The organism is Verrucosispora sp. WMMA2044, assembly GCF_027497155.1.
Lineage (GTDB): Bacteria > Actinomycetota > Actinomycetes > Mycobacteriales > Micromonosporaceae > Micromonospora > Micromonospora palythoicola.
This window is the reverse complement of record NZ_CP114913.1, coordinates 5,959,895-5,979,588: the sequence shown is the minus strand read 5'-3', so window position 1 is coordinate 5,979,588 and position 19,694 is coordinate 5,959,895. Positions and strand designations below refer to the sequence as shown.

Annotated in this window: 15 protein-coding genes; 5 read left to right on the top strand and 10 right to left on the bottom strand. The window is 69.7% G+C overall.

The features are described from left to right. Positions 1-56 precede the first annotated feature (56 nt). Together O3597_RS27075 and O3597_RS27070 are read right to left on the bottom strand one after the other, a co-directional pair. On the bottom strand, positions 57-1,118 hold the full coding sequence (locus O3597_RS27075) for an aspartate-semialdehyde dehydrogenase (RefSeq protein ID WP_164450043.1): 1,062 nt from the start codon (positions 1,116-1,118) through the stop codon (positions 57-59). A 5-nt stretch (positions 1,119-1,123) separates the two neighbouring features. Continuing rightward, on the bottom strand, positions 1,124-2,389 hold the full coding sequence (locus O3597_RS27070) for an aspartate kinase (RefSeq protein ID WP_164450042.1): 1,266 nt from the start codon (positions 2,387-2,389) through the stop codon (positions 1,124-1,126). Between the two features lie 222 nt (positions 2,390-2,611). On the opposite strand from O3597_RS27070, the gene O3597_RS27065 reads away from it, so the two are divergent. From O3597_RS27065 to leuA, 3 genes are all read left to right on the top strand, one after another. After that, positions 2,612-3,427 (top strand): hypothetical protein, encoded by an 816-nt coding sequence (locus O3597_RS27065; RefSeq protein WP_281602801.1) that lies wholly within the window; start codon positions 2,612-2,614, stop codon positions 3,425-3,427. A gap of 85 nt (positions 3,428-3,512) precedes the next feature. After that, positions 3,513-4,061 (top strand): nitroreductase family protein, encoded by a 549-nt coding sequence (locus O3597_RS27060; protein ID WP_164450041.1) that lies wholly within the window; start codon positions 3,513-3,515, stop codon positions 4,059-4,061. A 237-nt stretch (positions 4,062-4,298) separates the two neighbouring features. Continuing rightward, positions 4,299-6,056: a 2-isopropylmalate synthase gene (gene leuA, locus O3597_RS27055; RefSeq protein ID WP_281602800.1), complete on the top strand. Its 1,758-nt coding sequence runs from the start codon at positions 4,299-4,301 to the stop codon at positions 6,054-6,056. Positions 6,057-6,093: 37 nt separating this feature from the next. Here the strand turns inward: leuA and O3597_RS27050 are convergent, their stop codons facing one another. Continuing rightward, complete coding sequence (locus tag O3597_RS27050; protein WP_281602799.1) at positions 6,094-7,569, bottom strand: MFS transporter; 1,476 nt, start codon at positions 7,567-7,569, stop codon at positions 6,094-6,096. Between the two features lie 108 nt (positions 7,570-7,677). Between O3597_RS27050 and O3597_RS27045 the strand changes: the two genes are divergently transcribed. Both O3597_RS27045 and O3597_RS27040 read left to right on the top strand, forming a co-directional pair. Then, entirely contained in the window at positions 7,678-8,337 is a 660-nt protein-coding gene (locus O3597_RS27045) for an HNH endonuclease family protein (protein WP_164450038.1), read from the top strand. Beyond that, positions 8,319-8,765 carry a hypothetical protein gene (locus O3597_RS27040; RefSeq protein ID WP_269738617.1) on the top strand — a complete coding sequence of 149 codons (447 nt, stop codon included), beginning with the start codon at positions 8,319-8,321 and terminating at the stop codon, positions 8,763-8,765. Before O3597_RS27045 ends, O3597_RS27040 begins: the two co-directional genes overlap by 19 nt. Before the next feature lie 96 nt (positions 8,766-8,861). Here the strand turns inward: O3597_RS27040 and O3597_RS27035 are convergent, their stop codons facing one another. The 7 genes from O3597_RS27035 to O3597_RS27005 form a co-directional block, all read right to left on the bottom strand. Continuing rightward, a complete protein-coding gene (locus O3597_RS27035; RefSeq protein WP_164450036.1) occupies positions 8,862-9,965 on the bottom strand; it encodes an oligopeptide/dipeptide ABC transporter ATP-binding protein in 1,104 nt (367 codons plus the stop codon). A 76-nt stretch (positions 9,966-10,041) separates the two neighbouring features. Next, positions 10,042-11,157 (bottom strand): ABC transporter ATP-binding protein, encoded by a 1,116-nt coding sequence (locus tag O3597_RS27030; protein WP_164450035.1) that lies wholly within the window; start codon positions 11,155-11,157, stop codon positions 10,042-10,044. A 63-nt stretch (positions 11,158-11,220) separates the two neighbouring features. Continuing rightward, a complete protein-coding gene (locus O3597_RS27025; protein WP_164450034.1) occupies positions 11,221-12,183 on the bottom strand; it encodes an ABC transporter permease in 963 nt (320 codons plus the stop codon). After that, complete coding sequence (locus tag O3597_RS27020) at positions 12,180-13,184, bottom strand: ABC transporter permease (protein WP_093410022.1); 1,005 nt, start codon at positions 13,182-13,184, stop codon at positions 12,180-12,182. Before O3597_RS27020 ends, O3597_RS27025 begins: the two co-directional genes overlap by 4 nt. A gap of 77 nt (positions 13,185-13,261) precedes the next feature. Then, entirely contained in the window at positions 13,262-14,923 is a 1,662-nt protein-coding gene (locus O3597_RS27015) for an ABC transporter substrate-binding protein (protein WP_164450033.1), read from the bottom strand. Between the two features lie 261 nt (positions 14,924-15,184). Continuing rightward, the gene (locus tag O3597_RS27010; protein ID WP_281602798.1) at positions 15,185-15,622 is read right to left on the bottom strand and encodes a hypothetical protein; all 438 of its coding nucleotides are present in this window, start codon (positions 15,620-15,622) and stop codon (positions 15,185-15,187) included. A gap of 70 nt (positions 15,623-15,692) precedes the next feature. Continuing rightward, the gene (locus O3597_RS27005; RefSeq protein WP_281602797.1) at positions 15,693-19,484 is read right to left on the bottom strand and encodes a GDSL-type esterase/lipase family protein; all 3,792 of its coding nucleotides are present in this window, start codon (positions 19,482-19,484) and stop codon (positions 15,693-15,695) included. Positions 19,485-19,694: the final 210 nt, after the last annotated feature.

Sequence of the window (19,694 nt, the reverse complement as noted above, 5' to 3'; positions counted from 1 at the left end):
CGCAAACTTCTTGATCAACGCCAAAGAGCGCGGTGGGGTGGGGGTGGGGGGTGGTGTCAGGGGTGGGTCAGGTCGTTGGCGAGGAGTTCGGCGATCTGGGCGGTGTTGAGGGCGGCGCCCTTGCGGAGGTTGTCGCCGGTGACGAAGAAGTCCAGGGCGCGTGGGTCGTCGACGGCACGGCGGATCCGACCGACCCAGGACGGGTCGGTGCCCACCGCGTCGATCGGCATCGGGAACTCGCCGGCCGCCGGATCGTCGACCACGATCACCCCGGGCGCGTTGCGCAGCACGCTCCGGGCGCCCTCGGCGTCGATCTCGGTGGCGAAGACGGCGTGCACCGCGACCGAGTGGCCGGTCACCACGGGTACCCGTACGCAGGTGGCGGAGACCTTGAGGTCACGCAGTCCGAGGATCTTGCGCGACTCGTTGCGCAGCTTCATCTCCTCGGACGACCAGCCACCGTCGGCCAGCGAGCCCGCCCAGGGGACCACGTTGAGCGCCAGCGGCGCGGGGAACGGGCCGAGTTCGTCGCCGACCGCCTGCCGCACGTCGCCGGTGCGCGAGCCGAGCAGCCGATCACCGGCCACCTTCGCCAACTGGTCGTGCAGCGCGTCCGCACCGGCCTGACCGGCCCCGGAGACCGCCTGGTACGAGGCGAGCACCAGCTCCCGCAGACCGTACTCGCGGTGCAGCGGGGCGACCGCGACGATCATCGCGAGCGTCGTGCAGTTGGCGTTGGCGACGATCCCCCGGGGGCGGTTTCGCAACTGTTCCGGGTTGATCTCGGGCACCACCAACGGCACGTCGGGATCCATCCGGAAGGCGCCGGAGTTGTCCACCACGACCGCCCCACGACTGACCGCGATGGGCGCCCAGTGGGCGGCGACCTCGTCCGGCACGTCGAACATCGCCACGTCGACGCCGTCGAGCGCCTCCTCGGTGAGCACCTGGACGGTCAGCTCCTCGCCCCGGCAGCGGACCCTGCGCCCGGCGGAGCGTTCGGAGGCCAGCAACCGGATCTCGCCCCAGACGTTGCGCCGCCCGGTGAGCAGCTCACACATCACGGTGCCGACGGCTCCCGTCGCCCCGACCACGGCCAGGGTGGGCAGCCTGGCCACCCGGGCTACCGCCCCGTCCCCGCGTACACCACGGCTTCGGTGTCGCCGCCGAGGTCGAAGGCCTCGTGGATGGCCCGGACCGCCGCGTCGAGGTCGGTGTCCCGGCAGACCACCGAGACGCGGATCTCCGAGGTGGAGATCATCTCGATGTTCACCCCGGCCTGGCCCAGCGCGGCGAAGAAGCCGGCGGCCACCCCGGGGTGCGACCGCATCCCCGCGCCGATCAGGGAAACCTTGCCGACGTGGTCGTCGTAGAGCAGACCCTTGAAGTTCAGCACTTCCTGGATCTTGCTCAGGGCGGCCATCGCGGTCGGACCGTCGGTCTTCGGCAGGGTGAACGAGATGTCGGTGCGACCCGTGCCCTCGGTGGAGACGTTCTGCACGATCATGTCGATGTTGATCTCAGCGCCCGCGACGGTGTCGAAGATCCGCGCGGCGGCGCCGGGCTCGTCGGGCACCCCGACGATAGTGATCTTTGCCTCGCTGCGGTCGTGGGCGACCCCGGTGATCAGTGCCTGCTCCACAGAGAGCTCCTCCATCGATCCGGTGACCATGGTGCCGGTGTTTGTCGAGTATGACGAACGGACGTGGATCGGCAGCTCGGCCCGCCGGGCGTACTCCACGCTACGCAGGTGCAGCACCTTGGCACCGCAGGCGGCCAGCTCGAGCATCTCCTCGTAGGTGATCTGCCTGATGTGCCGGGCGTTGGGCACGATCCGCGGATCGGCGGTGAACACCCCGTCGACGTCGGTGTAGATCTCGCAGACGTCCGCCCGCAGCGCCGCGGCCAGCGCCACGGCGGTGGTGTCGGACCCGCCCCGCCCGAGGGTGGTGACGTCCTTGGTGTCCTGCGAGACGCCCTGGAAGCCGGCGACGATGACCACCGCGCCCTCGTCCAGGGCGCCCTTCAGGCGCCCCGGGGTGACGTCGATGATCCGCGCCCGGCCGTGCACCGACGTGGTGATCACGCCGGCCTGGGAGCCGGTGAACGAACGGGCTTCGTACCCCAGGTTGTGAATCGCCATGGCGAGCAGCGCCATGGAGATCCGCTCACCGGCGGTGAGGAGCATGTCCAGCTCCCGCCCGGGCGGCAGCGGGCTCACCTGGTTGGCCAGGTCGAGCAGTTCGTCGGTGGTGTCGCCCATCGCGGAGACCACCACGACCACGTCGTCGCCGGCCTTGCGGGCCGCGACGATGCGCTCGGCCACCCGCTTGATCCGCTCGGCGTTGGCGACGGAGGACCCGCCGTACTTCTGCACCACGAGTGCCACGACGGTGCACTCCCTCCCGGTTGCCCTGAGCGTGCCGACGCCGCCGGCACCGGGGCCGGCGGCGCGGGTCGGACGACCTCAGGGTATCGGGCGTCTCTGACCGCCAGGTCAGGTGATCCCACGATCCGGCCCGCAGGCACGACGGCAGTGGCCTGCGACACGCTGGGAACGCTGGCCATCCCGGGGCTGTGCCGAGCCCGGCCGAACACCCAGAATGACCGGGTGCCCGCCGCCCATCACCCGAACCGCCACCTGATCGCCGCGCTCGCGCTCGCCGTGCCCGCACTCCTCGCCGCCTGCTCGCCCGATCCGCCGACCGACCCCGCACCGCCTCCGACCGTTCCACCACGCCCGGCCGGCCCGGACGCGGCCCGGGACGAGTTGGCCGCCCTCGCGGCCGCCGCCCAGGACCGGCACCTGGTCGCCCGGTACACGTGGCGGGTGGACGGGACCGCTGACCGGCTGATCGTCTTCACCAGCGCCAATGACGGCAGTTGGCGGATGGACGTACCGGGCGGGGCGCTCGGCGGCACCGCCGACATCGCGCTGGCCGCCATCGCGGACGGGCTGTTCCAGTGCGGGCTGCCGTCGGCCGCCCGACCTGAACCGGCGAGCTGCGTACGCCTCGGTGAGCCCGACGACACGTTGCCGCGCCGACTGGATCCCCGGGTGCAGCACCCGTTCACCGACTGGCTCGACGTGCTCACCGACCGCCGCGCCCCGTTGTCGGTGTCGCCGGCCATGGCACTGCCCGAGGCGACCGGCAGTTGCTACTCGGTGGAGACCACCGCGGCGTCGATCAACCCACCGCTGGATGTCGGCATCTACTGTTTCGACGCCGACGGCACACCGACGGCGGTACGGGCGGCGTTCGGCACGCTGACGCTGGCCGCGCCACCCGAACCGGCCCCCGGCACGGTTCAACTGCCCGGCCCGGTGGTCGAGGGTGAGCCGCTGGGCATGGCCGCGCCGGTGGACCCGACCACACCCGCCGGCCCGGAGCCGACCGGTACCGACGGGCACGCGGGAACGCCCTGACGACCTATCCCGTTACGGGTGTCTTTGCCCACATTTGCCCACCCTGGCCGGTTTGGCTAAATCGCCCATACGGGACACTCTGCCCATGACCGATCTCACTCCGCTGCTCGCCTTCCGCTGGAGCCCCCGCTCCTTCGACCCGGTCGCGGAGTTGACCTCGGCCGAGGTGATGACCCTGCTGGAGGCGGCGCGGTGGGCACCCTCGGTCGGCAACCGGCAACCGTGGCGGTTCGCCGTCGGGCACCGCGAGGACGAGACCTTCAAGCGGATCCTCGTCAACCTGCCGCCGGGCGAACAGCGCTGGGCCGGCCGGGCCAGCCTCCTGCTGCTCGCCGCGCGGCACGCCACCGCCAACCCGTTCGCGGCATACGACCTGGGGCAGGCCGTGGCCCACCTGACCGTGCAGGCCACCGCGCTCGGGCTGCACGTTCGTCAGGTGACCGACCTCGACCGACGCGGTCTGGTCGCCGACCTCGATCTGCCCGCCGATGTGGAACCGTACGTCGTGACGGCGATCGGGCAGCTCGGCGACCCGTTCAGCCTTCCGGCCGACCTGCTGGTCCACGAGACCTCGCTACGCCGTCGCCGGCCAGTTGCCGAACTGGTGCTGACCCGCTCGGACATCACGCGTTGAGGATCGCGCCGCGAGCCTCGTCCCACATCCCGGACGCCCCTTCCCAGACCTGACGTCCACCACGTAGTGTCACTCTGTCATGTGGCAGGTGCACCTTCTCCTTGGTCGCCGCGACGAGGCCTGACGGCCGGCACCTCGTCGCGGAGTCGAACCGCGCCGCCAGCATTTCCCGGATCCTCCTCGGCCTCGCCGCCGACCTCCATCGCTGACGTCACATGACCACGGGAGAATTCCGCCATGGCTCACCCAGCCGGCACCACCGACATCGACTCCGATCCGATCGCCCGGCAGCGTCCGAGCCGGATGCCGTACGCCCGGTACCAGCCGTACCGGCAGCAGTTCCGGATCGACCTGCCGGACCGGGCCTGGCCGACCCGGCACGTCGAGACCGCGCCCCGCTGGTGTGCGGTCGACCTGCGCGACGGCAACCAGGCGCTCATCGACCCGATGTCGCCGGAGCGCAAACGCCGCATGTTCCAGCTCCTGGTGCAGATGGGCTACAAGGAGATCGAGGTCGGCTTCCCGTCGGCCAGCCAGACCGACTACGACTTCGTCCGGCAGCTGATCGAGCAGGACCTGATCCCCGAAGACGTCACCATCCAGGTGCTGACCCAGTGCCGGGAGCACCTGATCGACCGCACCTTCTCCTCGCTGCGTGGGGCCCACCGGGCGATCGTGCACTTCTACAACTCGACCTCCACCCTGCAACGCCGGGTGGTGTTCGGGCTGGATCGGGACGGCATCACCGACATCGCCACCAGCGGCGCCCGGCTCTGCCAGAAGTACGCCGAGATCCACACCCCGGACACCGAGATCTTCTACGAGTACTCCCCCGAGTCCTACACCGGCACCGAGCTGGAGTACGCGCTGGAGGTGTGCGCGAAGGTCATCGACGTGATCGACCCCACCCCGGACCGCAAGCTGATCCTCAACCTGCCGGCCACCGTCGAGATGGCCACCCCGAACGTGTACGCCGACTCGATCGAGTGGATGCACCGGCACCTGCCGCGGCGTGACAGCCTGGTGCTCAGCCTGCACCCGCACAACGACCGGGGCACCGGGGTGGCCGCCGCCGAGCTGGGCCTGCTGGCCGGCGCCGACCGGATCGAGGGCTGCCTGTTCGGCAACGGTGAGCGCACCGGCAACGTCGACCTGGTGACCCTGGGGCTGAACCTGTTCTCCCAGGGCATCGACCCGATGATCGACTTCTCCGACATCGACGAGATCAAGCGGGCCGTCGAGTACTGCAACCAGCTGCCCGTGCACGAACGTCACCCGTACGCCGGCGACCTGGTCTACACCGCCTTCTCCGGCTCCCACCAGGACGCCATCAACAAGGGGTTCACCGCGCTGGAGGCCGACGCGGCGGCGGCCGGGGTGCCGGTCGACGAGTTCACCTGGGCGGTGCCGTACCTACCAATCGACCCGAAGGACCTGGGCCGCAGCTACGAGGCGGTGATCCGGGTCAACTCGCAGTCCGGCAAGGGCGGCGTCGCGTACATCATGAAGACCGAGCACCAGCTCGACCTGCCCCGCCGGCTCCAGATCGAGTTCTCCGGCGTGGTGCAGCAGGTGACCGATCACGACGGCGGTGAGGTCGACCCGGCCACCATGTGGCAGATCTTCGCCGGGCAGTACCTGCTCGACCACCAGCGCGACCCCGCGGTGGCGCTGTCCGAGTACACGATCGGCACCGCCGACGGGAAGGTCGAGATCACCGCCCAGATCCACACCGGTGGGCAGGAGCGCTCGATCACCGCGATCGGCAACGGCCCGATCGACGCGTACGTCAACGCGCTGGGCACGGCCGGGGTGAGCGTACGCGTGCTCGACTACCACGAGCACGCGCTCTCCTCCGGTGGGGATGCCCAGGCCGCCGCGTACGTCGAGTGCGAGGTGCAGGGGCAGACGGTGTGGGGTGTCGGCATGGACGCCAACATCGTCACCGCCTCCGTGAAGGCGGTCACCAGCGCCGTCAACCGCGCCCGGGGCTGATCCGTCAGGCAGGGCCCCGCACCGGCGGGGCCCTGCCTCATCTCGGCGGCGTGGAGACCGGCATCGAGTGACAGGGCTGGGCCGGCGGCGGGCGACGGGCCGGTCGGTGGACCAGCAGGGCGGCGATGAGCGCCCCGGCCAGCAGCAGACCGGCACACCAGAGCAGCGCGCCACGGTACGCGGCGGTGAGTTCGGCGGGTTGTTCGTACCCGGTGCCGGTGAGCCCGACCAGCAGCGGCAGGGCCGCCACCGCGAGCAGCCCACCGACCCGTGAGGCGGCGTTGTTGAAGCCGCTGGCCACTCCCGCGAAGCGGTCGTCGACCGCGGCCAGCACCGAGGCGGTGAGCGGTGCCACGACCAGGGTCAGCCCGACTCCGAAGATCGCCACCCCCGGCAGCACCTGCCCCCAGTACGACGCCCCCGGCTCGATCCCGCGCAGCATCAGCAGCCCGACGGCGGCCAGCACCGGCCCGACCGTCAGCGGCAACCGGGGCCCGATCCGCGTCGACAACGCACCGGTCAGCGGCGAACCGACCAGCAGCAGCAGCGTCATCGGCAGCAACGCGAGGCCGGTGAGCAGGGCCGAGAAACCGATCACGTTCTGCAGGTACACGGCGATGAAGAAGGTGAACCCGCCGAGAGCGGCGTAGACCAGCACAGTGAAGAAGTTCAGCACCGAGAACAACCGACTGCGGAACAGGCCGGTGGGCAGCATCGCCGTCTCCCCCCGGCGCCGCTCCAGGACCACGAACACCACCGCGGCCACCACCCCGGCCAGGGCCGCCGCCACCACTGCCGGTGAGCCCAGGCCCTGGTCGGGGGCATCGACCAGGGCGTACGTGACACCGGCCAGGGCGAGGGCGCCGAGCAGGGCGCCGGCCACGTCGAACTGGCGGGTTCCGCGCTTGCGGGACGCGTCCTCGTCCCGGCTCTCGGGCACCCAGCGCAGCGTCGCCAGCACCACGAGCACCGCCAGCGGCACGTTCAGGAAGAAGATCCACCGCCAGGAGAGGGCGTCGATGAGCCAACCACCGATGAACGGCCCGAGCGCGGTGGAGACGCCGGAAAGTCCCGACCACGCTCCGATCACCTTCGCCCGGTCGTCGGGATGGAAGCTGGCCTGAAGCAGCGCCAGCGATCCCGGGGTCAGCAGGGCACCCCCCGCACCCTGGAGGAACCGCGCGGCGATCAGCCAGTCGGTGCGCAGCGCCAGCCCGCAGAGTACGGAGGCGACGGTGAACCAGACCACGCCGAGCAGGAACACCCGACGACGCCCGAAGCGGTCCCCCAGCGCCCCGCCGAGCAGGACGAACGCGGCGAGGGTCAACAGGTAGCCGTTGATGGTCCACTGAAGACCGGACACCGACGCGCCGAGATCGGCGCCGAGGTGGGGCAGCGCCACGTTGACCACGGTGCTGTCCAGAAAGACCATGCCGGAGGCCAGCACGGCGGCGGCCAGGGTGCCCCGACCGGCACTGCTGCGCAGGCGGAGGGCGGACGTCGGTTCGGGCATGGCTACCAATCTGCCGTGCACCATCCGCCAGACACCACGAAACGCCGAAACCCTGGCCGGGTACTGTGCGGGATCGCCGGAAGCCCGCAAGCTGGAAAGGTGTCGTCTGTGCGTACCAGATCAGGATCGCGCGCCCCGGTGGCGCTCGCGCTCGTCGCGGCGCTGACCCTCGGCGCGGCCGGCTGCGTCCCGCTTGAGCAGGAGCCGGTCACTCCGCCTACCGGCGGCGGCAACATCAACCAGATGCTCGCGGAGCTGACCGTCGCCGAGGCGGGCTCGATGCGCGGGTACAGCCGCAACCGCTTCCCGCACTGGCGCAAGACCGGCCAGAACTGCGACGTCCGCGACACCGTGCTGGAGCGTGACGGCAAGGCCATCGAGCACTCGGGCTGCAACGTGGTCGGTGGTAGGTGGGAGAGCGTCTACGACGGCCGCACCTTCACCGACCCCTCCGACGTGGACATCGACCACATGGTGCCGCTCGCCAACGCCTGGCGCTCCGGCGCCGACGAGTGGGACGACTCGAAGCGGGGTGACTTCGCCAACGACCTCGACCGCCCGCAGCTCTTCGCGGTTTCCGCATCGTCGAACCGGGCAAAGGGTGACCAGGACCCGTCCCAGTGGAAGCCGTCAAACCGGTCATACTGGTGCCAATATGCCGGGGACTGGGTGGCGGTGAAGCACCACTGGCGGCTGACGGTGACGAGCGCCGAGCAGGCCGAGCTGGCCGACATGTTGGAGGGCTGCACATGGGAGAGCAAGCCGTAACCGGCGCCGACGGTGCACCGGCGCCTGAGCGTACGCCGGACCCGGGCGGCGAGGACGCGGCGGCGGCGACCGGCAGCCCCGGCCCGGCCACGGCCGGCATGACCGCGGACGGCGCCCCCGCGGGTGCGGTGGAGGTGCCGGGCGCCGGGATGACCGCCGACGCCGGCGGTGCCACCGGCCCGCGGAGCCGCACCGCCGACATCGTGCCGGGACCGGGCGGCGTGATGACCGACGAGGTCGGTGTGGTGACCGGCGAGCTGACCCTGCGCACCGACTTCGCCGACGGGCGGGTCAGCCTGCACGTGCAGTACAAGGACGCCGACGAGTGGTACGCGGTCACCGGCGGCAGCGCACCGCTGCCCGACGCCGCCGGCCTGGACGCGGTGCACGACATCGCCGTCGGCCTGCTGCACCGGCCCGAAGGCTGATCGCGGCACGATGACGGCTCGGCGGACCGGCGACACCAGTGTCAGGCGGGCCTCTTCGGACGCTCTCGGTCACCAGGGGCCCGCCGGCACGACCAACTACACGAAGGAGCCGGGCTCGGTGGGGGCGGAGACGACCGAGGGCTCCTCGCCCTCGCCCGCCGGCCGCGTGATCTGCACACTGACCTTGTGCGGACGCAGTTCCCCGCTGGCGATCTGCTCGGCCCAGTGGCAGGCCACCCGGCTGTCGCCGATCTCCCGCAGTTGGGGCCGCTCGTCGGCGCAGCGGGTCGGCTGCGCCCACGGGCACCGGGTGTGGAAGCGGCAGCCCGACGGCGGGTTGGCCGGTGACGGCAGATCGCCGGCGATGAGGATCCGCTCCCGGCGATCCTCGACGTCCGGGTCGGGCACCGGCACCGCCGACATCAGCGCCCGGGTGTACGGGTGCAGCGGTTCGGTGTAGAGCCGGTCGCTCGGCGCCTCCTCGACCAGGGCGCCCAGATACATCACCCCGACGGTGTCGGAGATGTGCCGGACCACCGCCAGGTCGTGCGCGATCACCAGATAGGTCAGGCCGAGGTTGTCCTGGAGTTCGTCGAGGAGGTTGACCACCTGGGCCTGGATCGACACGTCGAGGGCGGAGACCGGCTCGTCGGCGACGATGAGTTCCGGCCCCAGCACCAGCGCCCGGGCGATGCCGATGCGTTGCCGCTGGCCACCGGAGAACTCGTGCGGATAGCGGGAGAGCGCCCAGCGAGGCAGCCCGACCTGGTCCAGCGTCTCGGCGATGATCTTGCGACGCCCGTCCCGGTCACCACCGATGCCGTGCGCCTGTAGCCCCTCGGTGAGGATGGACTCGACGTTCTGCCGGGGATCGAGACTGGACATCGGGTCCTGGAAGATCATCTGCATCCGGCGACGCATCGCGCGTAGCTTGTTCGGCGCCAGCGTGGTCAGCTCGACCCCGTCGAAGCTGACCTCGCCCGAGGTCGGCGGGGTGAGCTGGAGCAGCGCCCGCCCGAGCGTGGACTTCCCGCAGCCCGACTCGCCGACCAGACCGTAGGTCCTGCCGCGCGTGATGCGCAGGTCGACGCCGTCGACCGCCTTGACGTGACCGACCGTGCGGTCGAACAGCACCCCCCGCTTGATCGGGAAGTGCACCTTCAGGTCCCGTACCTCGACCAGGGTGTTTTCTCCGGTCATGACGGCACTCCGCTTCGCTGCGTGCCGCCATGAGGCACCACCACACTGAGCCGAATGATTCGCTCGCTGCGCTCGCTCATGGCGTCTCCTCCTCGCTGGGGGCGGCGGCCAGGCCCGGCACGGCCGGTGGTTCGTCCGGCACCGCCTGCGCGGGCACCGAGCCCGGGGTCGCCTGCCCCGGTACCGCCGCCCGAACCTCGTCGCCGGACGTCAGACCCGGCAGCGGGGCCGGGTTGACGCACCGGTAGCTGCGACCGTCGTGGGTCAGCACCAGTTCCGGTGGCTCGCCGAGGCAGGCATCCACCCGGCGGTCGCAGCGCGGGGCGAAGGCGCAGCCGTCCGGCCAGGGCAGCAGATCCCGCACCGAGCCCGGAATCGGGTTCAGCCGCTCACCGCGTCCCGCGTCCAGGCGCGGCACCGAGCCGAGCAGCCCCACGGTGTACGGGTGCCGAGGCTGACGGAACAACGGTCGCCGCCGCGCGGTCTCCACCACCCGACCGCCGTAGAGCACGTTGATCGTGTCGCACATGCCGGCCACCACGCCCAGGTCGTGCGTGATCATCACCAGCGCGGTGCCGGAGTCCCGGACCAGGTCCTTCAGCAGTTCCAGGATCTGCGCCTGGATGGTGACGTCCAGGGCGGTCGTCGGCTCGTCGGCGATGAGCAGCCGGGGCTGGCAGGCCACCGCCATGGCGATCAGGGCGCGCTGGCGCATGCCGCCGGAGAGCTGGTGGGGATACTCCTTCAGCCGCCGTTTCGGATCGGGGATGCCGACCCGGTCCAGCAGCTGCGCCGCTTCCTTCGACGCCGCCTCGCCCCGCATGCCACGGTGCCGGGTCAGCACCTCGGTCACCTGAAGACCGATCGGCACGACCGGATTCAGCGACGAGAGCGGATCCTGGAAGATCATCGCGACGTCGCGACCCCGGATGTCCCGCCGCGACCGTTCGTCGATCTGGAGCAGGTCGGTGCCGTCGAAGACGGCCTTGCCGGCCACCTGGAGACCGGGCTGCTTGGGCAGCAGACCCATGATCGCCAGTGAGGTGACCGACTTGCCGCAGCCGGACTCGCCGACCAGGCCGACCACCTCGCCCGCGTCCACGGAGAAGGAGACTCCGTCGACGGCCCGTACGGTCCGTTGACCGCGCCGGGCGAAGGTCACCGAAAGATCTTCGACATCAAGCAGTGCCATGCCGCACCGCCCTTTCGTTCACAGCCACGGAGGTCACGTGCGCGCTTCTCATGCTCGGCACGCCTACTTCCGCAGCTTCGGGTCGAGGGCCTCACGCATCGACTCACCGAGCAGGGTGAAGCCCAGTGCGGTGATGATGATGGCGACCGCCGGGTAGATGGCCAGCTCGGGCCGGATGCCCAGGTACTGCTGCGCGTCGGCGAGCATCACGCCCCACTCGGGGGTTGCCGAGTCGGGATTGCCGAGCCCGAGGAAGGACAGTGCCGCCGCTTCGATGATCGCGGTGGCCAGGGTCAGCGTCGCCTGGACGATTACCGGGGCGAGCGAGTTGGGCAGCACGTGGGCCAGGGCGATCTTCGACTTGCGTACCCCGAGCGAGGTGGCGGCCAAAACGTAATCGCTGTTGGACTGGGCGATCATCGAGCCACGCAGCAGCCGGGCGAAGACCGGCACCGAGACCATCCCGACCGCGATCATGACCGTGGTCAGGCTCGGTCCGAGCAGCGCGGCGATGCTGACCGCCAGCAGCAGGCTGGGCAGCGCCAGCAGCATGTCGATGAACCGCATCAGGGTGCTGTCGACCCATCGGCCCCAGCGTCCGCCGAGTCCTGCGGCGGCACCCGCGACACCGCCGATCAGTACGCCGACGGCGAGACCGATCAGGGTCGCCACCACGCCGACCAGCAGGGTCTGCCGGGCCCCGACGATCATGCGGCTGAAGACGTCCCGACCCTGATGGTCGTAACCGAACCAGTGCTCGCTGGAGGATCCGGGGATGAGCCCCGGTTTGATGACGCCCTCCCGGATGCCCATCGTGTCCGTCGGCCCGTACGGCACCAGGAACGGGCCGATCAGCGCGACCAGGACGAAGACGGTGAGGATGACCGCGCCGATGATGGCGGCCGGGTTACGCCGCAGCCGGCGGAAGGCGTCCTGCCAGAGGCTCACCCCGCGCTCCTCGTCGCGGGCGGCCAGTTCGGCGAGTCGGTCGATCTTCTCTCGCTTCTTGCCACCGATTGTCGTCATCGGACCCTCACCCTCGGGTCGATCAGGCTGTAGGAGAGGTCCACTATCAGGTTCACCAGCACGTAGACCACGGCGATGATCATGATGAAGCCCATCAGCACCGGATAGTCGCGCTGGTTGATGGAGTCGGCGAGAAAGGCGCCGATCCCGCTGAAGGCGAAGACCGTCTCGGTCAGCACCGCGCCGGAGAGCAGGCCACCGGTGAGCAGACCGATCGAGGTCACCACCGGGAGCATGGCGTTACGCAGCACGTGCCGGCGGCGGACGACGTTCTCGGTCAGACCCTTGGCCTCGGCGGTACGCACGAAGTCCTCGTTGAGCACCTCGAGCACGCTGGCCCGGGTGATCCGGACGATGATCGCCAAGGGGATGCTGGCCAGGGCGAGCGCCGGCAGCACGAGATGCATGAGCGCGTCGGCGGCGGCGTCCCATTCCCGGGTCATCAGTCCGTCGAGGACGAAGAAGTTGGTGATCCGGGTGGCGCCGATGGTCGGGTCCTGCCGGCCGCTGGAGGGGAACCAGCCGAGGTTCTCCGAGAAGATCGCCTTGAGGATGTACGCCAGGAAGAAGACCGGGATGCAGATGCCGATCAGCGACCCGCCGACGGAGGCGTGATCGAGGAAGCGGCCACGACGACGGGCGGCCAGGTAGCCCAGCGGGATGCCGATGCCGACCGCGATCACCATCGCGGTGATGGTCAGCTCGACGGTGCCGGGGAATCGTTGCAGGAACTCCGTCGTCACCTCGCGCTTCGTCGAGATGGACGTACCCAGGTCGAGGCGGATCATCCGACGGACGAACCGGCCGTACTGGATCAGGATCGGCTCGTCGAGACCGAGATTGCGGCGGATCGCGGCGCGCATCTCGGGTGTGCCCCGCTCGCCGAGAATGGCGGTCTCGGGGCCTCCGGGCAGTCGCCGGAGCCAGATGAACAACAGGATGGAGAGCCCGAACAGCGTGGGTATCAACTGAAGCAGGCGTCTGACGATGAACCGGAACACGGCGGCCTCGAAAGGGGGCAAGGGATCACGGGCGGGCGCTGTGGGTCACAGCGCCCGCCCGTGGTCGGTGCTTCAGATCAGGACTTGAACTCCGCGGTGGCGAACCGCTCGTCGGTGAGCGGGCTCGCCTTGACCCCGGTCACGTCCTTGCCGAACACGATTGCCGGCGGCGAGTGCGAGATCGGCACACCGGGCAGGAAGTTCATGATGTCGGCGTTCAGCTCCTTGTAGAGCGCCACCTTGGCCGCCTGGTCCGCGGTGGTGTCCGCCTGCCGGAACTTGTCGAACAGGGCCTTGTTGTTGAAGCCCCACTCGTCCTTCTGCCGGTCGAAGAACGTGCCGATGAAGTTGTAGCCGTCGCCGTAGTCGCCGGTCCAGCCCAGGAAGTGCAGGTCGTGCTCGCTGCCGGAGGTGGTGGCGTTGAGGTAGTCCGGGCTCCACTTCAGCGGGATCGGCTCGATCTTGATGCCGGCCGCCTGGAGGTCCGCCGAGACCAACTCGAAGAGGTCCTTCGGGTTCGGCATGTAGGGCCGGGTGACCTCGGTCGGGTAGTGGAACCGCAGGGTCAGGTCCGAGGCACCGGCCTCGGCCAGCAGCGACTTCGCCTTCTCGACGTCGTACTCGTACTTGGTGACGTCGCCGTTCCAGCCCTCGACCGTGTCGGGGAAGAAGTTCACCGCGACCTGAGCACCCGGGGGCAGCTTCGAGTCGACCAGGGCCTGCCGGTTGACGGCGTGGGCGAGCGCCTGCCGGACCTTCAGGTCCGCCAGCTTCGGGTTCCCCTTCTGGTTGATGGCCAGGTAGAGGATGTTGAAGGCCGGGCGGGTCAGGAGGTTGAAGCCCTCGTCCTTGAGCGGCTGGACGTCGGCCGGGCCGACCAGGTCGTAGCCCTGGATGTCGCCGGAGCGCAGCGCCTGCTTACGGGCGTTCTCGTCCGAGATGGTCTTGAAGATCAGGCTCTTGAGCTTGGCCTTGTCGCCCCAGTAGTCCTCGTTCCGCTCCAGGGTCAGCGTCTTGTTCGCGATGTCCCAGGTCTTGAACTTGAACGGGCCGGTACCGGTCGGGTGCTCGGTTGCGTAGGCCGGGTACTTGATGTCGTCCGCGCTGCCCGAGACGTTGCTGGCGTCGTACTCCTGGAGCGCCTTCGGGCTGTGCATGGAGAAGGACGGCAGCATCAGGGCGGCCGGGATCTTGCTGGAGACCCGGCTGAAGGTCAGCGCGACCGTGGTGGGGTCGGTGGCGGAGCAGGACTTGAAGAGGCTCTCACCGAGGGTGTCGTCCTCGTTGGCGGCGAAGCCGCCCATGACGTCCTGCCAGTACGCGGTCACGTCCGGGCTCTGCATCAGGCCCTTGGCGTTGTACCAGCGGTCGAAGTTGACGCAGACGGCCTCGGCGTTGAAGTCGGTGCCGTCGTGGAACTTCACGCCGGAGCGCAACTTGAACGTCCACGTGGTGCCCGCGGCGTCCGGCTCCCAGGACTCGGCGAGGCCGGGGCTGACCTTGGTGCCACCCTCCTCCGGGCGGACCAGCGTCTCGAACACCTGGCGGGCCACGCGCAGCGACTCACCGTCACTGGCGAAGCTGGGGTCGAGCACCTTCGGGTCTCCGGCGACGCCGAAGACCAGGGTGTCCTTGCTACTACCGCTGGAACCTTCGCGGTCGCTCTCGGCACAGCCTGCTACCGCGAGGGCCGCGGCCGCCACGGCCGCGATAGCGACCTTCGGCCTGGATGCACGCATGGTGCTTCACCTCGTCCTTAGGGGTACGGACAACGTGGTGACAGGGTCACCGATGGCCGTGACCTTAGCTCCCGTTCGGACCGGCGGGAAACGGCGCGGGAAGCTCTTGGTACCGGATCGTGTCCTTAGTGCCTGGCCCCGGTGACGTGGACCAGCGGGCTCGCGGACAAAAACCCCCAATAACCCCAAACAATCGATACCATTCTGTTACATCGATTGAGCGGATCACCAGCAGTGTGTCATACCGTCGTCGGAAACCGGTCACGGTGTCGGCGGGGCCGGGCACGAGGGCAGACGTGCCAGATCGAAGTCGGCATCCGGGGTGCCCAGTGCCCGGAAATCGAGCCGATGGCAAAGTTGCAACAGTCCGTCCGGCCATGGGCCGTAGGGCTCGGTCGACTCGACGACAAGCGACAGTTCCGGCTCCCGACGGATCTGCCAGACCTCCACCCCCTGCTCGTCGGCCAGCGTGCGCAACCGGTCTTCGGACGTCCCGGCCCCGGCGGCGACCACCGCCTCGGCGTAGCTGCCGGCCCGTCGGTCGAGTTCCGCCGCAGCCGCCGTCTCGCCGCGGTCGTTCGCCTCGCGGTGCTGGCGCATCTTTCCCGCGACACACCACCAGCCGGCCAGCACGGCAAGCATCAGCAGTGCGGCCAGCACCGACGGCGCCCAGGGCCGGTCGTCCCGTTGCTGCCGCACCTCGACCTCCCTCAGGCCGCAGGAAACCGGTGGGGCCGGCCGCTACCGGCCGGCCCCACCCCGACGCAGTTCAGTTGTAGCCGACGGCGGGCAGTCGGGCGGTCACCGCATTGGCGTACGTCACGTTGCCGGTGTCCTTCGGATGGAACGAGGCGCGGCTGATGCAGACCTGCAGACCGACAGTGATCCAGCCGACGCAGGGGGCGTCAGAATCACCCTCGACCAATCGGAAGTCTCCCTCGCCCTCCGGCCCGGCCACCACCCCGTTGATGTCGTCGGGCACCAGGATGTCGTGGTTGGTGTCGTACTTGCGGCAGGTGCCGTGGTCGAGCAGCCCCTCGACCATGTCGGTGAACTGGACCCTGAGCCCCGCCGACCGGGCCTGGTCGACCATGGCTCGTTGGCCGTCGCGCAGGTGCAGAGCGAGCCGGTTCAGCATGCTCATCTCGCTGCTGGTGAGCCGACCGAAGACGCACTGATCCTGATGGTAGTCAGCGAACAGGCGCGGATAACCGACAAGCATGATCGTGGCGTTGGGTGCGCGGGCCGCGATCGCCTCGATCAACTGACGTACCTGGTGATGCGAGCTGTCGATCCGTTGCTGCACCGTCGACTCGTAGCCCGGGGTGTCGCAGGACTCCATCGCGCAGTGTTCCATCGTGCGAGGGAATTCGGCGTCGTTGCCGCCGGCCGAGAGCAGCACCAGGGTGGTGTTACCGTCCAGCACACCCGACTCGATCTGCGACATCTCCCGGAACTGCCCCTCGGCCCGTAGCCGGTACGCACCGAACGTGTCCGGCGGGCTCTGCCAGTGACCCGGCGTCGACGTACCCCTCATCTTCGCGGCAGTCGCTCCGGAGCAGCTGACGAACTGGAAGTCGACGTTCGGGTCGTGTGCCGCCACCCGATCCTTGATCGAACTGGACGATCCGGGAAGCCGGGTCAGCATCTGCCACGACCGGTTGGTCCGCCGGCAGGCGTTCCAGGACTCGTTGCCGTAGTTGTTGTCCGTCTCGCCGTAGTAGCCGCCGGCGCCCTCTCCCGAACCGTACGAGTCGCCCATCGCCACCACGAAGTGCCGGGGCTTGGCGGCCAGCGGCACGAACGCCACCGCGTCCCAGGCCACGTCCTCCACGCCCTTGCCGTCCTCGGTGATGTTCGTCAACTCGACGTACTGCGCCGCCTGGTTGGAGAACTGGTAGGTGCCCAGCTTCACCCACCGGTGCTGCTCGGTCCGGGTCGGGATGTATCGGGTCTTCACCCCCTGCCCGGTGTTGATCGTGTACTTCGCCTGCTGGGTGTGTGCCCCGTGGTCCGGCACGTGCACCATCACCGTGGCCCAGCCGTTCAACCTGTTGGTCGTCGTCCAACGCCCGGTGACCTTGTGCGGGGAACTCTCGGACGCCTGACTGTGCGCGAACCAGAAATGACCACCGAAACCACCGCCGATCTGGTGGGTGTCCACCTTGCCGGGGTAGATGGTCGTCCCGTTCGGCCCTGGTCGTCCCTGGTAGGTGAAGGAGAACTTGCCGACCCGGGTGTGGTTGCGAGCACAGCCCTGCGGGCCGAGCGGGTTGGCGCTGTCGATGTCGTCGACGACGAGGGCGTTGTCCGGCAGGCCGGCCCGGCCGCACTGCGAGTCGTAGATGGCGGTCGCGTACGGGCGCGGCTCGACGCTTGTGTACCGCCGGGTCTCCAGCCCGCAGTTGATGGCACAGTCCGTCCAGGTCACCGGGCCGTTCCACCAGCACTTCAGGTCGTCCCGGGTGCACGGACCCGCCGGTTCGCCCGGGTGGCCGCCGGGCACCTGGGAGGTGGCCGGGTCGCAGGCGTTGCGCGCGGGTACGCAGAAGGTGAACCGGGTCGGTTGTGCCACGAACTTGTTGCGCTCCAGCGCGGTGGAGTACGTCGGTGAGTAGTTGCCCGTCGAGTAGTTGTAGCGGCGCAGCGAGGTGTAGGCGAAGCCCATCACCCGCTCCGGGTACGACCAGTGGTTGGGGTGCTTGGCGTTGTCGTACCCGATGTCGTCGTCGACCGGCGGATTGGCATCCGGCACGTCGAGCGGTGCGGTGAGGAACATCTGTCGATCCGGCGGGTAATTCGGGTTGCTCGGATTGTTCGCCCAGCCCACACCCCAGGGCTGCGACCCGGCCTGTGGATAGAAGCCCGTGTTGTACGCCCAGATGGCGAACCACCAGTTCTCGATGTACTGCGGGTCGCCGTTGTTGGCGATCAGACCGGCGTCGCGGGTGGTGTTCCACTTGTCCTGAAGGATGCGCAGCCCGGCAGCGGCGTTCGTGGCGTAGTCCAACGCCACCGCCCGCTGCTTGGTGTAGTCCCACTGGACACCGGTGATCCACTGGTCGGTGTCGGACCGCTTCATGCCGGTGGTCACCTGACCGACGCCGTAGCCACAGTCGGTGTGGCCCCAGTCGATCTTTGTGACGTCGGGGTTCGTCAGATTCAGCCCGTAGAACCCGAGACTGGTCAGGGGGTTACCGGCGAGCCCGTCCACGGCGTGCCAGCTGGCCTGGAGCAGGTTCGACTCCTGCGCCAGAATGCCGAGGAACACCTGGGCCGGCACGAAGCCACCGCCCGACAGTGGCAGCGAGGGAAACATCCCCTGCGGCGAATACGCCGGCAGCCCGTTGTTGGCCCAGTTGGCCGGGCGCTGGAAGGTCAACTGGCCGCGTACCGCGAGGTTGGCGGCCCACTCCATCTGCTCCCGGCTGGGCTGGTAGACCTGGATGTTCTCGTCGTTGCGGGGCACCGCGCAGGACCGGTCCGGATCCCACGGCACGGTCGCCGGGTCCGGATCGGCGGCCGAGGTCCGGGCGTCCGTGCCGCCGCCGGAACTGTCATCGGAGCCGCCGGCCGCAACTGTCCGCGCCCGGCCCTGCCGGTCCAGCGTCGGCGCCACGCTGAACGCCACATCCGACCCGTCGGCGAGTTGAGCCGAGATCGCCACCCGGTCCGGTCGGCCGTCACCAGCGCCGCCACCCTGCCTGGCCGCCTCGGTGCCGGTACGCACCCGCGTCACCACCAGGTCACCGCTCCGCGACACGGCACTGTCCGGCAGCGCGTCCACAGACCGCCACCGGGTCGGCAACGATCGGCCGGCGAGCCGGGCACCACTACGACCACCCACCACGAAGACCCGACCGTCCGCACCGGGCCGCAGCTTGACCGAGCCGAGCGGTGCCGAGGCAACCGTCGTCAGCTCGCCGCCCGCGTAGCGGACCAGGTCGGTGGTGTCGGCCCGAGCCACCTGGAATGCGACGTCGTCGGCCCCGTCGGGCAGCAGGCGGAAGGGGGTCCCCTCGGTGCGGGCCCGGGTGGTGAGCCGGCCCTGCCGATCGATGCTGACCAGTTCGGCACCCTTGGCGGCGACGATCGTCTGCCCCACCGGGATGGCGGAGGTGACCTGGCCGGGCGTGACGACCTGACGACCACCGCCCGTGCGGCGGGTGTCCACCGTGGTGAGTACCGTCCGCGCGTCGGTGCCCGCCGCTGGGGTCGCCGGCAGTTCCAGCCGAGTCAGCACCACGCTCTCCCCGCTGCCGCAGCCCGGGTTGTGGTACGCGAGCGAGTAACGTTCGGGCAGCTTGGTGACCCGGCCCGTCTCCAGGTGCACCACGGCCGCGAACGCCCCCGCGTTGGACAGCGTCTCCCGGTTGGTGAACTGCCTGGGAGCGTAGACCGCCACCGCCGTGCGACCGGACCCGGTGAGGCACGCCTGACCCACCCACTGGTCCGTCGCCACGCCGGGCTCCGCCAGGGTCGTCACGGTCCGCCACTGGTAGGCCGTATCGGCATCCGCCACCAGAATGTGCAGGCCGGTCTCGTCAGCCGAGGTGGTCATCACGCGATCGGCCGAACGCCGCCAGGACTTCCCGAGCCGACGGTCCGGATCCAGTACCCGATCCGGTGCGAGCGGTGCCGCCTGCGGCGGGCGGGGCGGCCCGGGATCAGGATCTGGAGTGGACGGCGCGGCTGACGCCGCGGTGCCGGACGGCGCCAGCGGAACAAGGACCACCAACGCCAGCAACGAGACAAGGGCACGACGCACTAC